At 49.9% G+C, this 23,638-nt stretch carries 21 protein-coding genes; 6 read left to right on the top strand and 15 right to left on the bottom strand.

What is annotated here, in order from left to right; translation table 11 throughout:
• Window positions 1-2: 2 nt before the first annotated feature.
• From B7991_RS12300 to B7991_RS12270, 7 genes are all read right to left on the bottom strand, one after another.
• Window positions 3-1,001: an HlyD family secretion protein gene (locus B7991_RS12300; RefSeq protein WP_088631083.1), complete on the bottom strand. Its 999-nt coding sequence runs from the start codon at window positions 999-1,001 to the stop codon at window positions 3-5.
• A complete protein-coding gene (locus B7991_RS12295; protein WP_088631082.1) occupies window positions 1,001-2,770 on the bottom strand; it encodes a TolC family protein in 1,770 nt (589 codons plus the stop codon). Before B7991_RS12295 ends, B7991_RS12300 begins: the two co-directional genes overlap by 1 nt.
• A gap of 126 nt (window positions 2,771-2,896) precedes the next feature.
• Window positions 2,897-4,606, bottom strand: coding sequence for a lamin tail domain-containing protein (locus tag B7991_RS12290; protein WP_088631081.1), 1,710 nt, complete (start codon window positions 4,604-4,606; stop codon window positions 2,897-2,899).
• A 33-nt stretch (window positions 4,607-4,639) separates the two neighbouring features.
• Window positions 4,640-5,458 carry a polyphosphate polymerase domain-containing protein gene (locus B7991_RS12285; protein ID WP_088631080.1) on the bottom strand — a complete coding sequence of 273 codons (819 nt, stop codon included), beginning with the start codon at window positions 5,456-5,458 and terminating at the stop codon, window positions 4,640-4,642.
• Between the two features lie 3 nt (window positions 5,459-5,461).
• Window positions 5,462-6,859, bottom strand: a complete 1,398-nt coding sequence (locus B7991_RS12280) for a TolC family protein (protein ID WP_088631079.1) — start codon at window positions 6,857-6,859, stop codon at window positions 5,462-5,464.
• Window positions 6,859-7,968 carry an HlyD family secretion protein gene (locus tag B7991_RS12275; RefSeq protein ID WP_072827835.1) on the bottom strand — a complete coding sequence of 370 codons (1,110 nt, stop codon included), beginning with the start codon at window positions 7,966-7,968 and terminating at the stop codon, window positions 6,859-6,861. Before B7991_RS12275 ends, B7991_RS12280 begins: the two co-directional genes overlap by 1 nt.
• Window positions 7,969-7,981: 13 nt before the next feature.
• Complete coding sequence (locus B7991_RS12270) at window positions 7,982-8,665, bottom strand: DUF4956 domain-containing protein (protein WP_014545640.1); 684 nt, start codon at window positions 8,663-8,665, stop codon at window positions 7,982-7,984.
• A 449-nt stretch (window positions 8,666-9,114) separates the two neighbouring features.
• Between B7991_RS12270 and B7991_RS12265 the strand changes: the two genes are divergently transcribed.
• Window positions 9,115-9,303, top strand: coding sequence for a hypothetical protein (locus B7991_RS12265; protein WP_088631078.1), 189 nt, complete (start codon window positions 9,115-9,117; stop codon window positions 9,301-9,303).
• A gap of 202 nt (window positions 9,304-9,505) precedes the next feature.
• On the opposite strand, the gene B7991_RS12260 is transcribed toward B7991_RS12265, so the two are convergent.
• From B7991_RS12260 to B7991_RS12235, 6 genes are all read right to left on the bottom strand, one after another.
• Window positions 9,506-12,199 carry a beta-L-arabinofuranosidase domain-containing protein gene (locus B7991_RS12260; protein WP_088631107.1) on the bottom strand — a complete coding sequence of 898 codons (2,694 nt, stop codon included), beginning with the start codon at window positions 12,197-12,199 and terminating at the stop codon, window positions 9,506-9,508.
• A 171-nt stretch (window positions 12,200-12,370) separates the two neighbouring features.
• Window positions 12,371-13,045, bottom strand: coding sequence for a hypothetical protein (locus tag B7991_RS12255; protein WP_088631077.1), 675 nt, complete (start codon window positions 13,043-13,045; stop codon window positions 12,371-12,373).
• Window positions 13,038-13,871, bottom strand: coding sequence for a TIGR02147 family protein (locus B7991_RS12250; protein WP_088631076.1), 834 nt, complete (start codon window positions 13,869-13,871; stop codon window positions 13,038-13,040). The genes B7991_RS12255 and B7991_RS12250 overlap by 8 nt, the downstream gene beginning before the upstream one ends.
• Before the next feature lie 219 nt (window positions 13,872-14,090).
• Window positions 14,091-15,683 (bottom strand): glycoside hydrolase family 5 protein, encoded by a 1,593-nt coding sequence (locus B7991_RS12245; protein ID WP_088631075.1) that lies wholly within the window; start codon window positions 15,681-15,683, stop codon window positions 14,091-14,093.
• A gap of 220 nt (window positions 15,684-15,903) precedes the next feature.
• The gene (gltA, locus tag B7991_RS12240; protein WP_088631074.1) at window positions 15,904-17,403 is read right to left on the bottom strand and encodes an NADPH-dependent glutamate synthase; all 1,500 of its coding nucleotides are present in this window, start codon (window positions 17,401-17,403) and stop codon (window positions 15,904-15,906) included.
• A complete protein-coding gene (locus B7991_RS12235; RefSeq protein WP_015731853.1) occupies window positions 17,403-18,290 on the bottom strand; it encodes a sulfide/dihydroorotate dehydrogenase-like FAD/NAD-binding protein in 888 nt (295 codons plus the stop codon). Before B7991_RS12235 ends, gltA begins: the two co-directional genes overlap by 1 nt.
• 154 nt (window positions 18,291-18,444) lie before the next feature.
• On the opposite strand from B7991_RS12235, the gene B7991_RS12230 reads away from it, so the two are divergent.
• Window positions 18,445-18,879 (top strand): Rrf2 family transcriptional regulator, encoded by a 435-nt coding sequence (locus B7991_RS12230; protein ID WP_254917967.1) that lies wholly within the window; start codon window positions 18,445-18,447, stop codon window positions 18,877-18,879.
• 41 nt (window positions 18,880-18,920) lie between these two features.
• On the opposite strand, the gene B7991_RS14890 is transcribed toward B7991_RS12230, so the two are convergent.
• The gene (locus tag B7991_RS14890) at window positions 18,921-19,058 is read right to left on the bottom strand and encodes a hypothetical protein (RefSeq protein WP_176421816.1); all 138 of its coding nucleotides are present in this window, start codon (window positions 19,056-19,058) and stop codon (window positions 18,921-18,923) included.
• The gene (locus tag B7991_RS12225) at window positions 19,030-19,710 is read right to left on the bottom strand and encodes a PD-(D/E)XK nuclease family transposase (RefSeq protein WP_088631073.1); all 681 of its coding nucleotides are present in this window, start codon (window positions 19,708-19,710) and stop codon (window positions 19,030-19,032) included. Before B7991_RS12225 ends, B7991_RS14890 begins: the two co-directional genes overlap by 29 nt.
• Before the next feature lie 814 nt (window positions 19,711-20,524).
• Here B7991_RS12225 and B7991_RS12220 point away from each other — a divergent pair.
• From B7991_RS12220 to B7991_RS12205, 4 genes are read left to right on the top strand one after another with little or no spacing between them, the layout of a single operon-like run.
• The gene (locus tag B7991_RS12220) at window positions 20,525-21,142 is read left to right on the top strand and encodes a TetR/AcrR family transcriptional regulator (protein WP_073053488.1); all 618 of its coding nucleotides are present in this window, start codon (window positions 20,525-20,527) and stop codon (window positions 21,140-21,142) included.
• On the top strand, window positions 21,139-22,026 hold the full coding sequence (locus B7991_RS12215) for an ABC transporter ATP-binding protein (protein WP_073053486.1): 888 nt from the start codon (window positions 21,139-21,141) through the stop codon (window positions 22,024-22,026). Before B7991_RS12220 ends, B7991_RS12215 begins: the two co-directional genes overlap by 4 nt.
• A gap of 13 nt (window positions 22,027-22,039) precedes the next feature.
• Window positions 22,040-22,834, top strand: a complete 795-nt coding sequence (locus B7991_RS12210) for an ABC transporter permease subunit (RefSeq protein WP_035769273.1) — start codon at window positions 22,040-22,042, stop codon at window positions 22,832-22,834.
• 12 nt (window positions 22,835-22,846) lie between these two features.
• On the top strand, window positions 22,847-23,632 hold the full coding sequence (locus B7991_RS12205; protein WP_026667057.1) for an ABC transporter permease subunit: 786 nt from the start codon (window positions 22,847-22,849) through the stop codon (window positions 23,630-23,632).
• The last annotated feature ends 6 nt before the right edge of the window (window positions 23,633-23,638 follow it).

Genomic DNA, 23,638 nt, shown 5'->3' with positions numbered 1-23,638 from the left:
AATTACTGAACATCATCGGCAGGGAGCAAAACGCTCATGCCCGGGCGGAGGTTTTCGACCTTGTGCGTCGGGCGCATGCGGACTTCGAACGTCTTGAGGTCAAAGCCAGAGCTTTCCTTGGAGCTGCGCCATGTAGCATAGTCACCGACAGAAGCGATATAGCTTACGACCATTTCGATGGTCTTGTCGAGAGCCGGGACCTGGAGATAGAACTTTTTGCCTTTAGAAACGTTCTTGAGGTAATCTTCACGGAGGTGGAATACAGCCCAGGAATCATTCAAGTCCGTCACGGCGATAATCGGCATACCGGAACCGACAACTTCACCTTCTTCGGCAAGCTTGAGGGAAACTTCACCGGTAATCGGCGTACGAATCTTGGTTTCTTCGAGATAGGCATCAACTTCGGCGTTGGCCCCCTTGGCCTGCATCACGAGAGCGTTTGCTGCGGCCTTGTCTTCGCTACGGGCACCGGCAACAGCCTGGTTGTACTGAGCGCGGGCCGCATCAGCAGCAGACTGGGAAGCCTTCATCTGCGTTTCGGCTTCATCGCGCTTTTGGAGCGGAAGCACACCTTCGTTGTAGAGTTTCTGCACGCGGTTGTAAGTGTTCTTGGCAAGCGTTGCGGCTTCTTGAGCGCGATCAGCCATTGCCTTGAGCGCCGTGATGTCTTCACTGCGAGCGCCATTGCGAGCCTTGCTGGCCTGAGCCTTGGCAGCACCGAGTGCGCCCTGAGCCTGCATCTTCTTTGCTTCGATTTCCGGGCTGCTGATAACAGCAACGAGAGAATCCTTGTTGACCACATCGCCTTCGTGAACGAACAAGCGTTCGATACGGCCCGGGACCTTCCCTGCCACGAGCACGCGGCGGGCTTCCATCTGGCCTTGCAAGAACTGTTCACGCGGTTGCGTTGCAAACTGTTGGAGCTGGGAGATGCCCATAATGACGAGCACAATCAAAGCCAGAACGACAACAACTTTTCCAATCATTTTCAATGCGTTCATTATTTATTCTCCGTTTCTAAATTCTGTTCAACCGGTTGAGTTCCGGTCGGGACTTCACTGGATCCTTCGCTTTGCTCAGGATGACGAGTTGCGGAAGTCGCTTCACTGGATCCTTCGCTCTGCTCAGGATGACGATCTGCAGCAGAGGCTTCACTGGATTCTACACTCTGCTCAGGATGACTAGCGGCGACAGGCTTTTCAACTACAAGCTGCTTAGATACAAGAACTGTACCTGCGGTAGAGACTTCGCCGGCCGCTTCGAGGAGTCCAAGCCATGCAACCACGGCATCGTAATGAGCCTTGAGGTCAGCCACCTGCAAGCGAGAAAGAGCAAGCTCTGCATCGACGACATCAAGACCTGTAGCAAGCCCTGCTTCGTAAGCCTTGTTCTGGCTGCGCAAAGCTTCGTCAGCAAGTTCACGCGTCTTGGCAAGGCTTGCGAGCCTACCCTTTGCATGTTCCAGTTCACGCCAGCGCTTTTCAACCAAAAGCTTCAAATTGTCCATCGTTTCTTCTTCAAGGCTACCCAAAGAACGGTCCATCGCCTTTGCGGAGCTCACCTTAGCGCGGGTATCGCCACCCTTGAAGATATCCCACTGCATCTTGGCGCCAATAGCCCATTCCGGTTCGAGGATTGTCAAGTCCTTGGTGTAAAGTTCCTTGTAGCCAAACAACGCGATTGTCGGGAAATAATCGGCACGGGCAGCGCTAATCGCATTCTGGTTGCGCTTGCGTTCAATGCGGAGCTGACGGAGGCCCGGGTGTTTTTCCATGGCGAGAGCCTTGAATTCATCCATCGAACGGATGTCTTCCGGAGATTCAACAGGCGTTGTCGCGGTGAGGCTAGTGTCCGTGTGCAGCATGCTTGCAAGAGCCATACGGGCAAGAGACTGGTCGCGAAGGGCGTCTTCGTAAGCGTTCTCGGCTTCGGCGAGGGCCACTTCGGCGCGGAGGCGTTCGGTCTTGCTAATTTGGCCGCCCTCTTCGAGCTTCTTGGAACGTTCCAGATGTTCCGCTAAGTCCTTCTTGGTCGTTTCGCGCATGCCGACAAGTTCTTCGCAAAGGCGGAGCGTAAAGTACTTGGTCGCCACATCCATGAGCACGGTGTTCTGCGCCATTTCAAATTCGGCCTTGCGGGCATTCACATTTTCCTTGGCGGCATCATAAGCGGAATAAATCTTGAGACCAGTAAAGATCGGCCACACGACGGTCAAGCGGGCATTAAAGAACCAATCGTCTTGCACCTTCATGTTGAAGTCGGCATCGTTGATGTTCTTGGTCGCTGCAGCGCCATACTTTTCCGCATTTTGCACTGCGGCATCATTTGCGTCTTTGCTATTGACAACACCTTTCCAAATTTCAGCAGACTTGGCATCCACAGCGGCTTTTGCAGATTTATCGTCTAAACCCAGGCTCTTTGCTTGAGCAAGAGCTTCCTGATAAGCCTTGGAGTAGGCCCCATTGTACGTGGAGACATAAGCCTTGGAATAGGCGGCCGCACCCGCGATATCGCTCAAGGGCTGCTGAATGCGCCCAAGGTCGATATTAATGGGATCATTGATTTTGGTAATGCCAGCCGACAGACTCACTGTCGGGAGGAATCGGGCAAAAGCTTCCTTTTCGCCACTTTCGGCAATATCCACTTTAGCCTTTTCAGCTTTGATTTTTGAATTGTTAGCCATGGCCATGTCCAACGCATCCTGTAGAGAAAGCGATGTCGCATTAGCAGCCACGCAACCACTGAGAATAAAAGCAAAGTACCGTTTCATAGCTACAATAATAATACAAAAAGATGACAACAGCTGCAATTCCAAAACGACGCAATTCCCTCATGTAATAAAAAAAGTTCCGACAAAATGTCGGAACTTTTGGCGTAAAACTCAATTTGAGTAAATTTACTTGCCCGGAGTCGGAGCGAGAGCACTCCAGACTGCAGAACCGTAACCCGATGTGGTAAAATCCTTACGGTTCAAGCTCTTGCCCTTACCATCGGTTTCTGTAAGGCCTGCCCAGCGGTCGCTATAAAGCGTAGCATCAGAAATTTCATAATACCACTGCTTTGTGTTATCGGACTTGGTCACGTAAGAATACGGTTTCTTGACGGCAACAGTTTCACCGCGGTTAGAGAGTTTACCTGCATAGAAACGAACCGGAACTGTTTCGGCAATCGAATAACGTGCACGGAGCAAAGCTTCCTTCGCCTTGAGAGAATCGTTAAACAGGACCATCTTGCCACCAGCAGCAATCACATCGCCGGCTGCAAATTCCATGTTCACGCCTTCAATCTTCCAGCCCTGCGGAGTGTTGTTAACGTTTTCAACAAGCGTCACATCCGTTGTTCCCTTGTTCACAAGTTCAAGGAATTCCAGATCGTTCGGGTCATTTTCATTTTCGTGGTAATGGATTTCATTGATGAAAATCGGACCAGCCTTAAGCGCAGAGTTTGCGGCACCCGGAGTTTCCGTAGCCATGGCACCCTGAGCCACCGTACCGCCAGCAACTTCGACAATACCGCTAGACTGCTTACCGGCGAAAATCAGCAAGCTCGTTTCCTTACCCGTGCGAACACCGGCTGCAGCTTCGTACAGATAAATTTCATCACCATTTTCGCTCAAGTAAAGACCTTCACCAAAGACATCGGCAGAAGCGTCGAGGAGCAAATAGCCATTGGCCGGAACAACCGTATTGGCGCCACCGACAGTCCACTTTTTGCCTTTAAGCTTGGATTCAAGTTCCCAACCCTTAATATCGACAGGAGCGGTACCGTAGTTGTAAAGTTCAATCCAGCCTTCAGTTTCATTAAGAACATACGGCTTGATTTCGTTCAAGCGAACCGTAGTTGCATCGAGAACCTGATCATCACCAGAGCACGGGTTGCCATTTTCAACAGCGCTAGCACCCCAAGAGTTCGGGTCCGCTTCGTTACCGGATCCACGATACACAAGGGTACGGCCATTGCCATCGGCAAGACTCGGCCAAGGCGGCAAGTTACTGAATGCAGCACTCACGTCGCCTTCACCGCGAAGTTTCACTTCGACGACATCGCCTTCGTTCACAAGCTTTGCCACAGCATTCGTCTTGGAATCCTTATCCCACGGGCCATAAACTTTACAGCCAGCTGGCAAGTTCGAATAAGTCTGCTTGAACAGAGATACATCATTGGTAACAATAACGTATTCGCCCTTCTTCAAGGAACCATTCGGGAAACTGAAAGACACAGCACCGTCCAAGCGGAGGTTGCTGAGTTGCATGTCCGTAATATCCGGGCCTTTCTTGATATAGACTTCGACCCATTCCAATGCAGAGCCACCCGGCGCATTGTACATGATTTCGGAGACGCCCATATTCGTAATCGTAGAATCGACGACACCTTCGGCACTAGAGCTAGAAAGCACCGGATTCTGATTTTTCGCAGAAGACGACGACCCAGTAGAAATATCAGAAGAAGAGGTCGCGATATCACCACTGCTATTCGGAGTAATTGTCGAAGAACTAGACGGTTCAGAAACCGCATTGACAGGGCTAGTTTCGTCATCGGAGCAGGCTGAGAACAGGCCAAGAGCGGTGACACAAGTGCCTACAGCAAGCCATTTTTTTGTATTCATGAGCGCCTTCCTTTTTTAAATGTTAAACGTATTTTAGAAATTTCCCGCGAGAGAAGTCCAGTACGGGCTCTTGAAACGACGCGGATTTTCGTAAACTCTTTTCCATTCTGCAGCGGCGTTCCCGAACTTGGAGAATGCACCGTGCTTTAAATTCAATGCACGAATCAAGTCGAACATCCAGTACGGCATCTGGGCTGCCGGGCACTTGAGTTCGAGAACGGCATCGGCACCCGGCTGGAAGAATCGCGGGAGCCCCGTGGAGTGCATGTAGTGCGGGTCCACAGTGTAGTCAAAGCCGTTTTCTTCGCGGAAGCGCATGCCGGTGTCAATCGTCACGCGGGAGTATTCTTCGCGAAGGCCAAACCATGCACGCCGCTTGTACTGCGTAAGGAGTCGCGGGTGTGCACCATGGAGTTCCGTCTTGTACAAGAAATCCTTGAGGTACATGCGGTCTTTATCGCTCTTGCACGGCCATTCCTCGGGCTTCATATTCCAGACTTCACCGGGATTGATACCCTTGATCGTTGCACGGCTCTTGTAGCAGATGTTGCGAATCTTACGCTTGACTTCGAAATGGAACGTACCATCCTGAGCGGGGTGTTCACCGTACGTGCGGATACGCATGTTGAAACGGTCCAGGAGCTGTTTCTTTTTCCAGCCGAGGAACGTCCACGTCGGTGTGTCCAGGTAGAGGTTCGTAATCCAGTAGAATCCACCCGGAGTAATCTTGGAATAGTAGTCTTCTTCGCAATACGGCGCCAAGAACGCACCAATCCGGTCCGCCCATTCGACGGGGATATGGTACTTCAGTTCGAAGCGTTCTAGAAGACTAAATCCACGGGCTTCAGCCATAAATTACCTGATTCCTTCACGAAGGTGATTTGCAACATCCTGACGGGCAAGACCACCTGCGTAATCGAGCAAAGCCAAGTAACGTGCAAAGATGTCGTATTCGAGCTTAGCAGCCTTCAAGTCGCTTTCGAGTGCACTTTCACGGGCGCGGAGAAGAAGGAGCGGGTCGGAACCGGCTTTGTGGGCAAACTGTTCCATAAAGCCGCTTGCATTCACTTGTTCGGCATATTCCTTCAAGACCTTCCACTGGTCGATGAGCGTGAGCACTTCTTCGGTGAGGCGGGCGACCTTCTGGTTCACTTCGCGGACTTCGTCCAAGTACTTGCTTTCGGCATCGAGCTTTTCGACCTGTTCACGAAGAGAAGCATCCTTGTTGCTATCGAAGAACGGCAAGCGGAATGCGAGGTTTACAAAGAACTTGTCTGCAGTCTTGCGGTTATCCGTATCCGGGAAAAGCTTCCTTAGCTTATAAGAAGCATCGTATGAAGCGCATTCCCCTTGGACTTTCTTAGTACAAGCCTTAGACATCCACTCTGATTCGAACTCGTCATACCTGGCGCCATTCTTGATGTCCTTGTATTCCAAATCCTTGTACTTTTCCATCAAGGATTCGATCTGGAGCGAATAGCCAATACCGACATGAGAAATGTAGTTGCGGTCCTTGCTGGCGTCCTGCTGAGCCTTGGAAATATCGGAATCGCGCTTGCCCTTGGCGAGAGCCACGAGCGGGAAGTTTTCGTCAACAGTCACGCCATTCTTCAGGAATTCGGCAAGTTCTTCCATCGACGGGAGGAACGTAGAATCCAAATAGACGTTGTCATAATCCGGAGCCCAGCTCAACATCTTGAGTTCGGCATCGCGGAGCGCCGTGCTATCCGAAAGCAGGTTTGCCTTAAGCGAGGCGCTTTTTTCGAGCGAAGTCATCAAGTCTTCGGCATTGAACGAAGCAGAACCGGACTTGAGGTGGAGAACCTCGATACGGTCCTGAATAACCTGCAAAAGCTGCTTGTTGATTTCGTTAATCTTCTGGCGAAGTACATAGCGCACGCCGCGTTCGTAACGGTCGTAAAGGAGGATCGAACGTTCAACGGCAAAAGTAGCCTGCTGGTAATTCTTAACGGCCTCATAGTGTGCCTTGTCGGCAGCGCGTTCGCCAAAAGCTTGCGGAGTCACGCGAAGTTCAAAGTCATGCTTGGCAAAGCTAAAACCGTCCAGCTGGTAACGGAGTTCCACCTTGTCCCAAAGCTTGAGGTTGCGTTCTTTCGATGTCGCCTCAGCGCGCTTTGCAGCAGCCTCGTACCTCGGATCTGCCTTAGCGGATTCGATCAGGCGTTCCCATGTGAGAGGGCTTGCGATTGCCGCCGCAGTCAGTGCGAGCGTTAAAAAGGATACAGTCTTCATTACTTCTTAGCCTTCTGTTGCTGCTTTTCCAAGTTGCGCTTGCTCGTTTCGGTGATGGTCACCATTTCGCCAAGCAAGAACTTATTTTCTTCAGGGATCTTGATGGTCACTTCGCGGCCATAAACCGGAATTTCCGGCATCTTCCACATGCGGGTCGGGAACGGCACGATGCGGCTCGAAAGGCCAACCACTTCGCCAATCACGGCCTTGCCTTTACCGGTAAGGGAAGTCACCTTCACAGCCTCGCCGAGGTTCGTGTTTTCGTAAATCTGTTCGTTGATGTAGCCGCGGATAAGCGTCGGGGACTTGTGGGCAAGCGTTACGATCGGAGCAAAGCTCGAGACCTTTTCGCCATCGCGAACGTTCACGTCACCGACAACCCAGTTTTCCTTAGCAATCTGAGTGAGTTCCTTCTGCTGTTTGCGAAGTTCGGCCAGTTCCTTGCGGATGTTTGCAGCTTCGGTCTTGCCGCTAGACTTCTGGAGTTTGTTGCTACCGCGGAGGAGGGCAATCTGTTCGTTGGCGCTCCTGGTTGCAACAGCAAGTTCGTTCTTGAGGCTCTTGATGCGCATAGCCATGGCATCGTTGCCATCGGCCTTGGACTTGGAGTTCGAGAGGCTCTTGAGCTTGGCAGAAATAGCCTTGTTGCTTTCGTATTCCGCTTCAAGGTTGCGAATTTCAGCCAAAAGTGTGAGGCGACGAGATTCGAGGTTAGCCTTGACTTCGGCCACCTTCTGGTCGATTTCGGCAGAGCTCAAGTTGCTACGGCCTTCGAGAGCGTCGAGTTCGCGGGTAAGTTCTGTAATGCGGAGAGTCAAGTCCGGGCGGTTGATCACCACGATGGTATCGCCCACATTGACTTCCTGGCCCGGCACCACGTAAACCTTTACAATTTCAGTCGGAGACGGAAGGCTGATAATCGTTTCACTGGATTCGGCAATGCCACGGAACATGGCCGCCTTGCCCTGGTAAATGAAGCCGAGCATCACGGCAAACACAACGCATGCCACCCAGGCAATAGAAAGCTTGTGGGTATAGACGTAAGCGACACCCGCATTGTTCTTGTGGGTATTCCAGAAATTGTCGAGAAGATCTTCGAGCTTATTCATTTTTCAAACCTCCTTACATTTCCGTCGTAGCGTCTTGCATCATGAACTGGACATCCGAAATGCCTTCAACCTTTGAGAGGAGCGTGAGGATTTCGGCAGCGGGCTTCGTTGCGCGGAGGCGGATTTGGTAAGCGACATCCAAGCGGGCACCGCCATCAACTTCACGCATCGTAATCAAAATAAACGTCTTCAAGTTGCCCTTCATGATATCTTCGACCTGGCCACGAACCTTGGGTTCGTTCGGGAGAGCAAAGCGGAGCATGCCGTCAAAGAAGTGCTTGGTACCAAGACCAGTGCGAGAGAGGAGGAATGCAACACAGCTGAAAGCGATTGTACCGCCGACTGCAGCACCCCAGGCGTAAACACCGCAACCGATACCGGCACCGAGAGCGGCGAAGATGAACATGATATCGCGCGGGTCCTTGAAGCTCGTACGGAAGCGGACGACCGAGAGAGCACCCATCATGCCAAGACCACGACCAACATTATCGCCGATAGCCTGCATCACCATGGCAGCGACCACAGCACTGAGCACGATGCCCTGCACAAAGTTTCGCGAGTACGAAAGTCCGAGGAACGTTTTTTCGTAAGTCCATGCAATAGTCGAAGACAGGACGAACGCGAGAATCAGGGTGTATGCAAGCGTAATAATCGTTGCGTTTGTTGAGCTGGACTGGACAGCAAGAAGGTCAAGCATAATAACTCCGTTAATTAATTCTTTTTTTAGCCCGTTTTCCCAAAATCTACTTAAAAACAAGGCTTTCACACTCACTCTTATGTAAATAATGGACTAACAAAAAAATTACAATCCGCTTGTGAATTTCGGATTTGGGCGAATTTCACCCAATTTTTTTATTCCAGGCTGTAGAACCCACGCTAAAAATAATAAAACTAGTTTTTTCGTTCTTGAAAAAAATAATTACATGTTGGTTACCACAACAACGCATTGAGCCAGTCGCAACGTATGTTTATTTTCGGTAACAGAAACGCGGTTTGTAGGCGGCAAATATCAGCTGTTCACGCCGTTTGGTTAATAGAAAGTTACAAAAAAGTCTCCGTGGAGCAATGGCGAACAGAATGGAGTGATTGAAGTATTTCGGAGTTTAAGATTCATCAACACAAGTCCATAAAATTCATATATTCAGGATGCGACCCAATTTAGCAGACACCGTCATCGCCAAATATAGCGGAGACACTTCTGAGATTATTCCTGCGGGAAGATTTTATATGATCAAGAACACGCCTCTTTCTTCTCAAGAGCAAGATTTATTAAAAGAAAAAGGCATTTTTGATTACGGCATTGTGGGCAAAGATAATGATAAAAAATTGAAATAGAAGAGGAATGTTTTACAGCAAGTATTCACATTGATTCGTTAAATTGCCTTAGCCAAAACGATGATATTGTATTCTTTTTAATTGATCGAGGTCCACCGCTATCACTAAAAACAGCGAATGACTTTCAGAGAAAAGAAGAAATTTAAAGCGTACAGAAAAGTCCTCGCGGAGCGAGGACTTCTTGGTATTAGGAGTGAAATGTCTAAAGCCCGTTTTTATTGAACAACGTGTAGCCGCGAACGAGGCCATCTTGGAAAAGGCGAACAATGTAATTGCCGTTCTTGAGACCTGCGATATCAATGTTAAATTCGCTTGCACCTGCGGGGAGCATTTGCGTGAGTTTTAGGCGCCCATCCATTGAATAAATTTTTACGTTCATCGTGCGGGAAAGAGCGCTCGGAGATGCAATTTGGAGCGTTTGACGGTCTGCACGCACGCGAAGGCCCTGCTTTACAGCGGCAACCGGCTTGATGCTTATCGGCGGGTCTTCTACAACGGGCTTTGGCTTGTTGCGGAGGAGGCGCACGCCAAAGATACCTCCCACCATTCCAGAGCTTGCCGAGAAGGAGATACGCACAATCTTTTTGCCCTTCACCATTTTGTCCGGAATCGGGTAAGTCACGTTCACGAATTCATCTTTTTTCCAGCGGTTCGAAATCGTTTCGGTCACGAGCTTTTCGCCGTCAATGGAAATGTCGAATTCGCGAGTGCATCCTTCGTTGCCCCAATAGCGCACCATGAGACTCAAGGAATCTTCGCTATTCGTCTCGAATTCGTAGCTGATGAGACCGCCATCGCCGCCGGAGCACTTACCAGCATCGCGGTAGAATTCACCTTGGTGCGTGCCGGAAGTGGAATTTTCGATTTTCATCTTGTGGTCTACTTCTGGCTGCTGCTCGCCCGGAGCGACCTTATCGACAGTCTTTTCGTCAAGCGCCAAGGCTTCTTTTTGCTCTTTTTCAAGGCGGTCGAGAATGCTCGGGTCCGTAAGCACCATCCAGTACATCATGTAACGAGCGTCATGCACTTCGTAGAAGGGCTGCAAAAGCAGGTTTGCGTCTTTTTGCTTTGCGAAGAGGTAAGGCGCCTTGAAGTGCAGCGGTTCGCCCTTCACGGGTTCCACTTTCGAGGGGATATCTTCTTTTTTGCTTGCAAGCATCGGCGCCTGGTCCAGCGATTCCAGCGCACCGGAGGCAATGTGGCTCCAGCGACCATCATCGGCGACAAGGCCGTTCAGGTTAGCCGTACCTGTCTTTGCCGAGAGCACAATCGGACCGTGCAAAAGCGCCACGTAATCGGTCACGCCCGGCAAATCCTCGACGTGCGTGTACATCGGGTAAAGCACTTCGACGACATCACCCGACTTCCAGGACTTCCCTGCCGAAACGTAGCTTGACGGCGTCGATTTTTTCACGACAGTATCGCCATTGACGATGACCTTGAATGCACCTTCCTTGACCCAGTACGGATGGCGAATCTGCATGTCAAATTCACCGCTACCCGTAATCGTGAACTTGGAAGATTCACCCTTCGGGAAGGCGGTTTCCTGCTTGATTTTGACGCTCTTGTCTTTCCAATTCAAGACGGAAGCCGCAAAGAGGTTCACATAGAGAGCGTCCTTGTCTTTCGTATAAATAAACTGGTTGTACTTGGCCGGATTTTCCATGCCCGAACCTACGCAGCACCACATACCCGCATTAACCTTGGAATACACGCGGTAATGGCGCGGACGAGCCGGAGTGAAGTAGACATAGCCGCCATGCGTCGGGTGGATTGTCGAAAGGATGTGATTGAAGAGGGCGCGTTCGTAGAAGTCGGTGTAATGCGCATCGTGCTTGATGTTGAACAGACGTTCCGTCAACTTGAGCATGTTGTACGTATTACAGGATTCTGGTCCTTCACGTTCTTCCACGAATTTTTTATGGTTGTTGAGCGCCGGGAAATGTTCCGAAATGCTGTTGCCGCCAATGGCGATACTGCGTTTATTCACGACCGTCTGCCAGAAGAAATCGGAGCCCTTCTTGTACTTTTCATCGCCCGAGAGTTCTGCAATTCGTGCAAAACCCACAACCTTCGGCACCTGCGTATTCGCGTGGACATTCGTCAAATTGTCATTGCCCTGCGACATCGGATTCAAAAGCCACTGGTGCGACCACTTCTTGGCCGCATTCAGGTACTTTTCGTCTTTCGTGAGCTTGTAGGCGTCAGCGTAAACTTCAGGCATGCCGCCGTGTTCCGTGCCGAGCATCTGTTGCATCTTGGAATCGTTCAGGCCGTTCGTAATCGTGATGCCCCAGTCGCAAAGCGCAAGGAACATCGTCTTTGCCTGTTCATAGCCCGCATAAACATAAGCGTCGCGCAAGCCCGCATAAAGCTTGTGGATATTGTACCACGGCACCCAATAGCCGTTTTGTGCGCCAGCATCGCCATTCTTCATCTTGAGCCACATTTGCTTGCCGTTCGGCACGCCGCTAATGTAGCCCTTGAAGTTATTGTCCTTGGAATTTTGGTCCTGAATCGTCTTGAGTTCTTTCAAGATGTATTCGAGGCGTTCCTTGACCTGAATGTCATCATTGTCGGCGTAATGCATCGCCAAGGCACTCAGGTAATGCCCCAAAACGTGGCCATCGAGACCCGCCCAGTTCGGGAACTTGCTCGCCTTGGGGCGCATTCCCGCTTCTTCGTAAAAAGGCGCGAGCAAGCGGTCCACATCGTAGCTGAGAAGCGTTTCGACGTTCAAGTCCTGGCGTTCCTTCAAAACGCCATCCAAAAGCTGTACATCCGACAATGCGAACATGTCGGGATAAAGTACATCCTGTGAAAATCCGAGACCGCACGCAAGCCCCGTCAAGGCGAGCGCCGTGCGAAAATGTTTACCAAACCATCCTAACTTCATAAGAGCCACCTTTTTTTGCGACTTCATCTTTTTTGTCATAAAGGAGATGCCTGCTCGGCGGCAGGCATGACAAGTTCAAAGAAAAAGTACCGTCTCTGTTTAGAAAATAGATTGCAGAGCAGGCGTTAGGTATGGGGTTTGGGCAATTAGTTTTGCTGATTTGACAAAGGGCTAAATTCCAAACGAATCGATATGGACGCTGTTGTCGCCGCAGTTGGTTGTGGATTCGGCGGAAAAATCTTCCAAAAGGGTGTCGAAAACGGCAGACTCGTCAAAATAGGCACAATAGGCTTCGAGGGTTCCGCTTTCATCGCAGGCGCCACTAAATTCATCATTTGCATTTTTGAGTAAGCAAAGATTTTTGAATTGTTCGAAAAGTCCGTCGCAGCTGCTGCCAAAATTTTCCAGTTTTATACTTCTTTCTACGCGATTGTTTGGCCCAATCTTAAACTGGGTAGAATAGTTTTTCTCATCAATTTTACAAAATGCCGAGGCGCCCTTTTCTTCGGAGTACACATCTATTTGGCCCTTATTTTTTCCATCACTCTCTACAACTTCAACTATAGTGTACGATACAGAAGCCACGTTTTCAAAAGTGACACTCAGTACTTCTTCATCTTTAACAATAACACTCTTGTATCTCACAATAAAGATTTCGCCATCAGACGAACTGCTCAAATCACCCTTTGAATCAGGCTCATCAGTAACAGAGCTGCTTGAAGAAACGCCGTTTTCAGCGATTCCCGGACCTGCATTCGGATCCACTGTTCCTGTGGCGTAATTATCATTAGAGCAAGCTGCTAAAACAAGTAAAGGAAGGACTATTAAATAGAGATTCTTAAGCACGGCTCTTCCTCGTTATTTTATTGGTGAGTGGGAAAAATTGAAAGTTTATTCGACAGACCTGATCAAAATTACAACTTTCATTCGCAATAGCAACAACCTTTTTGCAACAAGCCTTGATTTCTTCGACGATTTTATTGTAGGCATCCTGATTCACACTAAGCGTAGCACCGTTAAAGAATCGTTCACTTGTAGAATAGCGATCTACAGCACGGGCGGCCATAATGGCCATCTCTTTGTGCATGGCGCGGATGGCAATGGGGAGCGCTTCTTTGGAACCGATAACGGTCTGTTCCGTTTGCACATAGTTTTTTTCGCCTTCCTTTTTCAGGAATCCCGCCTTGACAAGAAACTCGAGAACATCGCGGATTTCTTCGGCAGAGACATATTCCTTGCATTCTTCGGCAAGGTCGCGAGGCGTTGCTTCGGGCATCATCGGAGCGAGTTCTCGAATGACCGGGTACTTCCATGATTCATAATATTGAAACGCATCCTTTTCAACAACGCGAACCTGGTGTTCCAACGCAATACGCTGCATTTCAAGATATGCGGCTCGCTGCGCCTCGTTGTTCTCCGCATTGCAATAAGCGACTAACTGGTAAAAGTATTCCTCTTCGTAATCGACGAGCCCCATCGATTTGGCCACCTGACTCGCCTTGATCTTGCTGAGCTTGCTTTGCCCCATGGAAACAAGCTTCAAAAAATTCGGGGACGAAAAGCCTGCCTTGCGGCAAAATTCACGCCACGAGAACGCTCCGAGACATTTGCGTTCGTCGTAATAATCTTGCAAATAGAGATGGTAATCGCGGTACTCGAAAATAGACTTCATAATACATAAAATAAATTTTTACAATACAGAAGTCAATATTTGTATTATACGGGAAATGTTATTTTGCTGTCAGGAAAACAATATTTTCGATTTTTTAGGAGCAGCAAAGTCTATATTATACAAAACGTATAATAGCGGGAAATAAAGGGCTTATGGCTATGAGAAAGCCCCGGCATGGGGGCCGGGGCATGTTCAATAAAAACGCGCAAGTATAGCAATTTAGCGAATCTTGACTTGCAAGACGCTATTTTTGCACTTGGCGATGTAGTTGCCTTGGCGGAGGCCATGCAGTAGCATTTCGGCCTGCCCAGCGGACACGTTATTCGTGGAGCGGACAAGATTTCCGTTCACATCAAACAACATAATATCGCCGGAAGCATAAATCGTATTGCCATCACGGTGGAGTTTCACTTGGGCACCCGCGAGAACAGTCGGCAAAGCGATGGTCACCGAGCTGCTGGACTGAGCAATTTCACTTGAACTTGAAACGGCTACGCTAGAACTGGAGACGACCACGCTCGAGCTAGACTGCGTTTCCGAGCCACCATTGATAAAGTCTTCGACGTGCGTGACGCCATTGTTCACGTAATTGCCGAGGCTATAAACACTGCGCATGGCATTGATAACATCCGTTTCGAGAACCTTGCCCACCGGCGAGCTTTGACGGCGAATGTAAGCCATGTTGTCGTAGCCGGAATTGCTTTCGTTGCCCATATCCCAAAGAATCGGGGTAAGGCCGTACTGCTTAGCCGCCGAGACGACATCCTTGTGCCACTGCACGCGCCCCTGCTTGTGGAGATTCAGGTCGGAGCCGCTCAATTCCGGAGAGCGGACGTTTGCACCGAACTCGCCGACAATGACCGGGTAACCCTTGTTCACGTAATTCGTCTTCATCTTGGCAAACTGTTCCTGCGGATGCACGATGCTCCCGAGCTTGGAATCGACAGAGCCCGCCCAGGCGTTATAACCCGCATTGCGCTTGGGTTCGCTAGCCTTGGTGTAATCGCCATAGTAGTACTGCGGCTGAATCGGTTCGCTGGCGCCCCAGTCCTGTTGGCTCGTCATGAGTGTGTACTGGTACGGATCGTAGTAATGCACTTCGAACATCAAGCGGCCTTCGACCTTGTCTTTCGGGAAGGTGCTTACCGGAGCACTTTTGACCGACTTGTCGATGTCAGTATTGAGGCCCTGGATAATCAAAGTACGGGTTTCGTTGTTGCCACCCGTAGCACGTACTGCGTCAATGAACGTCTGGTAGTAATGCATAAGCGTAGACACATGCTGCGATGTCCACGTGTTCACATTCGGGCCGGGTTCGTTTGCGCCCGCGAAGAGCAAGCATTCGTTGTAATTCTTAAACTTGTTCGCAATCTGCGTCCAGTAAGTCTTCATCTTGTTGTCGATGGTGTTATCGACGCTCGTGCCGATGTTGCTCTGGAACCAGCCACCTTCACCTTCGTGGTGGATGTTCAAAATCGTGTAGAGGCCTGCGCGCATGGCGTAATCAACGACCGTCTTCACGGAATCGAGCCAACTTTCGGTGACCTTGCCACCGCTAGTGTGACTGTCCCAAGCGCAAGGAATACGCACCGTATTGAAGCCTGCCGCCTTCACGGAGTCAAGCAAAGCCTGAGTCGGGAAAGGGTTGCCCCAATTGGTCGGGTCGTTAGGCACTTCCATCGAGTTACCGATGTTGAAGCCCATGCCCATCTTGGCTTGAACTTCTTTTGCTGTTGGAAGTGTGGCTGCGGAAACAGAGCCTGCTAAAAATGCAACGCCACAGGTGATTCCAAGAATTTTAGACCAATCCATAACATCTCCTTAAATAACCTTTCCTTTGAATATAATCAAAAGATTTGGGAAAAGGCGATGTCAGAAAAATGGAAGAATTGACAAAAAGGAACGGGGTTAAAGGCGACCCCGGAACAGAGTCCGGGGTGACAACGCAAAAAAGGATGGCCGAAGCCATCCTCTTTTTAAAGTGCGTAAGGTGATTCCGGCACGGAGGCCGGAATGACAGTCCAAGCAAGAATTACTTCTTCAAGAACTCGTTGATGCCTGCAGCAGCACGACGACCTTCGCCCATGGCGAGAATCACGGTTGCAGCGCCGAGCACGATGTCGCCACCTGCATAGACCTTTTCCATGAAAGTCTTGTTGGCGGTTGCATCTTCGAGAAGGATGTGACCCTTCTTGTCGACGGAGAGTTCCGGAGTGGTGTTGCTGATAAGCGGGTTGGAACCGTTACCGATAGCAACGAGCACAGTGTCGCATTCAATTTCGAAGCTTGCGCCTTCGATCTTGACCGGACGCGGACGGCCCTTTTCATCGGGTTCGCCGAGTTCGTACTTGTCGACGAGCATGCCACGGACGTGACCGGCTTCGTCACCAAGAATCTTGGCCGGGTTCTGCAAGACGCAGAATTCGACACCTTCTTCCTGAGCGTGGAGAACTTCTTCCTTACGGGCCGGAAGTTCGTTCATGCTACGACGGTAAATGATGCGGACCTTTTCTGCACCGAGGCGGAGAGCCATACGGGCAGCGTCCATAGCGACGTTACCACCACCGAGGACGACAACGTTCTTGCCCGGCCACATCGGCGTATCGGCATTTTCCTTGTCGTAGGCGCGCATGAGGTTTGCGCGGGTGAGGTATTCGTTAGCAGCGAACACACCGACGAGGTTTTCACCTTCGATGTTCATGAACAACGGAAGACCAGCACCGGTACCGACGAACACAGCGTCAAAGCCATCCTTTTCGATGAGGTCCTTGAGCTTGCGAGTACGGCCAATCACAAAGTTCGTTTCGAACTTCACGCCCATAGCGGCGAGAGATTCAATTTCCTTGTCCACAATCTTCTTCGGAAGACGGAATTCAGGAATACCATAGCGGACCACGCCACCGAGCTTGTGGAAAGCTTCGAAGATGGTCACGTCGTGGCCTTCGCGGCGGACGTCAGCAGCGACGACCAAACCGGCAGGACCGGAACCGATCACAGCCACCTTCTTGCCGGTAGCAGGCTTAACGGCCGGAACCGTAGCACCACCGTTGTTGCGTTCATAGTCAGCAGCAAAGCGTTCCAAGCGACCGATTGCAACAGCCTGGTTCACATCCTTGTGCATCTTGCCCATCGTGCAGTTCATCTGGCACTGGCGTTCCTGCGGGCAAACACGACCGCAGATTGCCGGGAGCAAGCTCGTTTCCTTAATCTTTGCGATAGCAGCCTTGAAGTCGCCTTCGGCAATCTTTGCGATGAAGGCCGGAATGTCGATGTGCACTGGGCAGCTTTCGACACAGAACGGCTTCTTGCAGTTAAGGCAGCGGTTAGCTTCGACGATAGCCTGAGCTTCGGTATAACCCTGAGCCACTTCTTCCATCACGCGTGCGCGATAGGACGGTTCGAGCTGCGGCATCGGCTGAGCCGGGATAGCAGTCTTGTCCTTCGGCTTGAGCGGCTTCGGAAGGGCATTAATCTTTTCAAGTTCCACCTTGGCGGCGGCGTCCAACTGTTCGCGAGTCATATGTTCAGACATTATTTGCTCTCCTTAGCCTTGGCATCTGCCATCTTGTCGATATTGCACTTGTGGCCGTCATTTGCACCGAAGCGATGCAAAGCTTCCTGTTCCTGGGGCTTGAAAGCGCCCATACGCTGGAGCATGTTGTTCCAGTCGACTTCGTGGCCGTCGAATTCCGGACCATCGACGCAGACGAACTTCGTCTTGCCGCCGATAGTGACGCGGCAACCACCGCACATGCCCGTACCGTCGACCATGATGCTGTTGAGGCTAACGACAGTCTTCACACCATACGGCTTGGTGGTGAGAGCGCAGAACTTCATCATGATCGGAGGACCGATAGCGATGACCATGTCCGGCTTGCCCTTGGTGTCTTCGCAAAGTTCCTTAAGCGGTTCGGTCACAAGACCCTTGCGGCCATAAGAACCGTCGTCGGTCATGAAAATGATGTTGTCAGCGAGAGCGGTCATTTCTTCCTTCATGAGGAAGAGGCTTTCGTTACGGGCACCCATGATAATCGTTACCTTGTTGCCAGCAGCCTTGAGAGCCTGGACAATCGGGTGCATCGGGGCAATACCGACACCACCGCAAACGCAGACCACGTGGCCAAAGTTTTCGATATGGGTCGGAGAACCGAGCGGGCCGACCAAGACCGGGATATCGTCACCGACTTCGAACTTGGAGAGTTCAGTCGTCGTCTTGCCAACCGTCTGGAAAATGAGGGTGATAGAACCTTCATTCGTATCGGCATCGGCGATGGTGAGCGGAACGCGTTCACCATTGTCCTTGTTCGTCTGGAGGATGATAAATTGTCCTGCCTTACGTTCTTGCGCGATCAGCGGGGCGTGGACGCGGAATTGGAATACCGCGGGAGATAACTGCTTTTTAAAGAGAATTTTTGCCATAATGCGAGGCAATATAGAAATTTTTTTTGGCCACTGATAGTAAAAAAATATGTAAAGGGTCTTACAGGGCACAAAAAAGCCAACCAAAGTTGTAGGAAAAAATTTACAATAATTGTAATTATATTTATATTGTAGTTCAAAGGAGTCATGAATCATGAGAGTATCAACGAAAGGTCGATACGCTATTCGCGTTATTATTGATATGGCAGAAAACGGCGAAGCCGAATTCCACCCACTGCACAACCTGGCAGAACGTCAGGGACTTTCCGAAAAATATCTCGAAGCGATTCTTGGAGTCCTCGTAAAGAACAATGTACTCGAAGGCGCACGTGGCAAGGGCGGCGGCTACAAGCTTGCAAAGCCAGCGGCTGAACTCACGGTCTGGGAAATCCTGAGTGTCATTGAGACATCCATTAGCCCGGTGGAATGCGTTGCCGACGGGAAAAACGGTTGCGACCGTGCAGACGTCTGCCCGACACTCCCGATGTGGAAGGACTTGTCGAAAATCATCAAGGATTACTTCACGGGTATTACGATCGAGCAATTGGCCCGCAAAGCCCCCCAAAATTGCGCGCCCGCTCTGCAATGAGAAATAAAAGAGCGAAATCTAGTCACTTTCCGGACTGAACATCAGCGCTGCGCGCTACGCTTTTTAATTTCGTCCAGAGAAATACCGGAAATAATAGCGATTTTTTCAATAGGAATATCGTTAGCAAGCATCGCATCGACCATTTCAAGCTTAGGCTTTTCCTTCTTCCTTGCTTTCATGAAGGTCAAATTCGTAAGTCATATACTTGTTCCTTATGAGAGTGTCGGCTTTGTAAAAAGACACCTGGTCATTTATTGCTTCAGTTTCACGAGAGTCAACATTCCTAGTCGCAAAATACTTCATATAAGCCTTTACGACGGGATTTGTGAATTCCTCGTACTTTTTGAAAATATAAAAATTTTTGAAAGTGCGGTCGTTCAAACAGATGTTTGAGTCCTCCCGCGCCCTATTTTCGAAATGATAAATAGGAAAACCTTGACCAAAGATATCCATAGGACACAAGAAAATGATGTATTGTTCCTTTAGACTAGTATAATACCCACCCTTTGAAAGGGCTACTCCGTCACCCACGCTTTGATAGTATCTAGCACGCTGCGGAAGTTCCTTGGTATCAACCATCTGCATTTCCAGGTCAAAAGAACGGATTGTTTCACCGTTTTCGTTGGTTTCTCGTGCGAAAACATCGTAGCGTACGCCCTTATGTTCGGCATCGTAGCTCAAAACGGCTTCTGGGACTGGGGTTTCTAAGTGGTCAATTTTGATGCCTAGCAAATGTTCTATAAATGGTTTTGCAATGTGTTTATTGCTAAAAACTAGCCCGAACATAATCGGGTCTGTAATGTCAAGGTCGTCAAAAGACTTTATGTTCATAATTATACCTCCATTAAGTTTGGAGGTTCTAATCTACAATAGAGAATTTTCAAAAAGCGAAACTTTGCAAATTTTGCAAACAACTTTAAGCCGAGAGTCGCGACAACTTTGCTCGCAAAAGTTGTCATGACCGAGGCGATTGGTTGTTCTGCAAACAACCGTTAGCAAAAATGTTTATTTTGTCAACTATGGATTTCAACACTTCACTAGCAAAAAAGTACAAAGCCTCCCCAAAATTGGCCCAAAATACAAGAATCTATTCAATTTTTCTGATTTTTCCAAAGCCAAATCGTTTGCGAAGCCGCATAAAATAAGGTATATTCAAAAGTAGATCTTATAGGGGCTCTTTTGGAGCGGAGTTAAAACCTATCTTTGCGCTCGGAGCCTTAGCTCAATCGGTTAGAGCGTCGGACTCATAAAAATTGTGGCACCAGCTTGAAAGAGTTGGATGCGAATGGGAAGAAATCGGTGAAACCTAACCAGCGGCAACGCTGCACGGCAACGCCGAGCCGAGCCAGGGGTACACTCCTGGAAGGTGTAGAGACTAGCGGAGCAGTAGAGCCTGCTTAATGACCGCACAAGCCTCCCACGTCTAAACCCGCAAGGGCATGGCGAAGACATAGTCCACGGAGGTGCGAAAGCATCACAAACGTAAACCCGTTGGTTCCCGGTTCAAGTCCGGGAGGCTCCACGAAAGAGGATGAGTTGGAAAACTCACCCTCTTTTTGTTTATCTTTAGGGTTGACCGAATCGGTTATTGGTGTTATATTATAAATAACCGATTCGGTTATTTCGTTGAAAGGCAGGGATCAAAGTGGAAAAATTTTTGGCGCTGACGGAAGAAAAGAAAATGACGATCCTGAACGCAGCACTTCAGTGCTTCGGAAAATTTGGTTATGAAAAAGCATCCGTCAATGATATTGCAGTGGCTGCTCATATCTCCAAGGCATCCATGTTTCAGTATTTCGGAAGCAAAAAACAGCTCTATATTTATCTGCTGGAATACTGTAAAAAGGTCATTGAAGAAATATTTGAAAAAGCACATCTGGATTCCAAAACGGATTTGTTCGACAGGATCCTGGCATCCAGCCGCATGGAAATGGAGAGCTTCCAAAATCAGCCCTTCACCCTGCAGTTTATTACCAGCGTCTGGGAAGAAACTTCTCCCGAAGTAGCCGATGCGCTGGTGATTCTGACAGAGGAAGCCTGCAGCTTCAGAAACGATATGGTTCTTCGGGAGGAGGACGCTTTGAAATTCAAAAACCCGGAGGATGCCCGGCCGGTATTTCAGATGCTGCTTCTGATGGGCGAGGGATATGCGGCCCGGTACCGTGGGGCAAATGCTTTTGACTTTGAGACCGTCATGGATGATTTTGAGAAGAACATCGCAATTCTGCGGAAAAATTTTTATAAGGAGGAGTATCTGAAATGAGCGAGCCAATCATTGTTTTGGAAAAGCTGACCAAGCACTATGGGAAACATCGGGGAATTGACGGACTTAGCTTCTCTGTTGACCAGGGCGAGTTTTTCGGCTTCATTGGCCCAAACGGTGCGGGAAAATCCACCACCATCCGCACCCTGATGGGCCTGATCCATCCCAGCGGCGGCAGCGCATCTATTTTCGGCCTGGACTGCCAGACCAAGGCCAGTGTCATTGCCAGAGATGTGGGCTATCTTCCCAGCGAAAACAGCTATTATGAAAACATGAAGGTGCGGGAACTGCTGCAATACAGCGCAGACCTGTACGGCATGAATTGCGAAACGAAAATGTATGAGCTCTCCGAGCGCCTCAATCTGGATCTGACCCGGAAAATCGCAGACCTGTCTCTGGGCAACAAGAAGAAGGTGGGGATCGTGTCTGCCGTCATGACCTCGCCCAAGCTGCTGATCATGGACGAACCCACCAGCGGCTTAGACCCGTTGATCCAGCAGGCTTTCTACGATATTCTGAAGGAGGAGAACAGCCGGGGAACCACCATTTTCTTCTCCTCCCATGTCCTCAGTGAGGTGCAGAAGCTGTGTGACCGGGTGGCGATCTTAAAAGAGGGCAAGCTCGTGGGCATTCAGTCCATCCGAGAGCTGCGGGAAAGCGGCTATAAAAAGGTCAGCCTTACCGCTGAAACGGCCATCCCCCGTGAGTTCTGGGGCCTGCCCGGCATTGCCAACTACACCGAGAGTCCTGACAAGACCTCTGTTTCCTTTGTGTATAACGGCAATATCACGGCGATCATTGACAAGCTTCACCTGCTGCATTTGGACGATGTGCTTTTGGAAGAACCCTCTTTGGAGGAGATCTTCCTGCACTACTATGCGTAAGGAGGTGTCAGGCATGGTCATTTTGAAATATGAACTGAGAAGGCATCGAACCTATATCCTGGGCTGGGCCATCGCCTTGGCTGCGTGCATCTTTTTCATGACACCGACTTATTACAGCTTTCTGGATGCGGCCTCCGTGGAACTCTTTGAAACCATGGGCACCACGGACTTTTACAGGAGCGTCGGCGTATCGATGGAATACCTGACCTCTCCGCTGGGTATTTACGGGTTCCTGACCAGCTTTTTCATGATTGCCTCCGGCGTTTTCGGGATGCACTTCGGCATTTCCATTCACACCAGAGAATGTACGGAAGGAACCTCGGAATACCTGTTTACAAAGCCCTTTCCCCGGAAAGCAATTTATTGGGCAAAGGCATGGACGGTGTTTGTCGGCGTGGCGATCGTGGGTGCGGCGTATCTGCTGGCTTCCCTTTTCGCCATGGCAACATTCCGTTCCGGAACTCCTTGGGGAGAGTTTTTCCTGATTGCCCTGTCCCTGACCCTTGTGACGCTGTTCTTCGCTGCAATGGGGCTGATGGTGGGAGTTTTGTTTTCCCGCAACCGCAGTCCGCTGCTGACTGCCGGTTTGGTTGTGTTCGTTGAGTATTGCATTACCAGCTTCTCCAACATCGTCAGTAACCGGGCTATCAGTTTTCTGTCTCCCTACTCGTTCTTCGGAGCCGCCGAGATCTCCAAAGCCGGCTTCTATGACCTCCGGTATCTTGGGTGGTGCGTGCTGCTGTTTGCCTTGTTTTTGGTGCTTTCTTACGGTGTCTTTCTGAAAAAAGACATTCAGTTCCGCAGCTAAGGAGGTGTGAACATGAAAACATTGATTAAAAATGAATTCCGCCAAACCAGAAGACTTTTGCTGATCTGGCTGGGAATCATGCTGCTTCTGTGCGGTTTCTGCTATTTTGAGCTTCTGTCCCTACGGGACAGTCTGGATGAAATGGCAGCGATGGTCAGCCAATTTCCGAGACTGATCATGATCATGTTCGGAGTCAAAGGCGACTTGACGACATCCACCGGCTGGTATGTGTGCATCTATTTCTGGGAGGGACTGCTGGCGTTTCCTTATGCCATGTCTTTGGGACTGTCCTGTGTGGCAAGGGAAAAGAAATTCGGAACATCGGAATACCTGTTCACAAAGCCTGTGAAGCGGAAAACCATTGTTCTGGCGAAGGTGATCGTTTCGGCAGTGAACCTGCTGGTGTTCGCCCTGTTCAGCGGCGTGTGTAATTATTTCACGATCGTTCTTCCTTTGGGCGGTCTGGATCAGCCGGGAGCGGTGCTTTCCACAACGATGGGAATGTTCTTTACCCAGACTCTCTTTTTTGCCCTGGGTCTGCTGTTTTCCAGTGTGCTTCGATCCTATAAGGCTGCGGTGCGGACAGGAACAATTTCCATGCTGGCTGCCTATGGGTTGGCCTTTACTGCCGAGTACACAGGAAATCATTTCCTGGACTACCTGACCCCATTGCGTTATTTTGATGTGTACGAGGTAGCACTGCACGGTTTCCACCTTCCCTATCTCGTCTTAACGATCGTTGTGGCAGGTATTTGTGTCGCAGCTGCCCTGGATCAGTGGAAACGGCGGGAATTGTGATGTTAC

The sequence above is a fragment of the Fibrobacter sp. UWB3 genome (assembly GCF_002210405.1).
GTDB lineage: Bacteria > Fibrobacterota > Fibrobacteria > Fibrobacterales > Fibrobacteraceae > Fibrobacter.
This window is presented reverse-complemented; position numbering and strand designations above follow the sequence as displayed.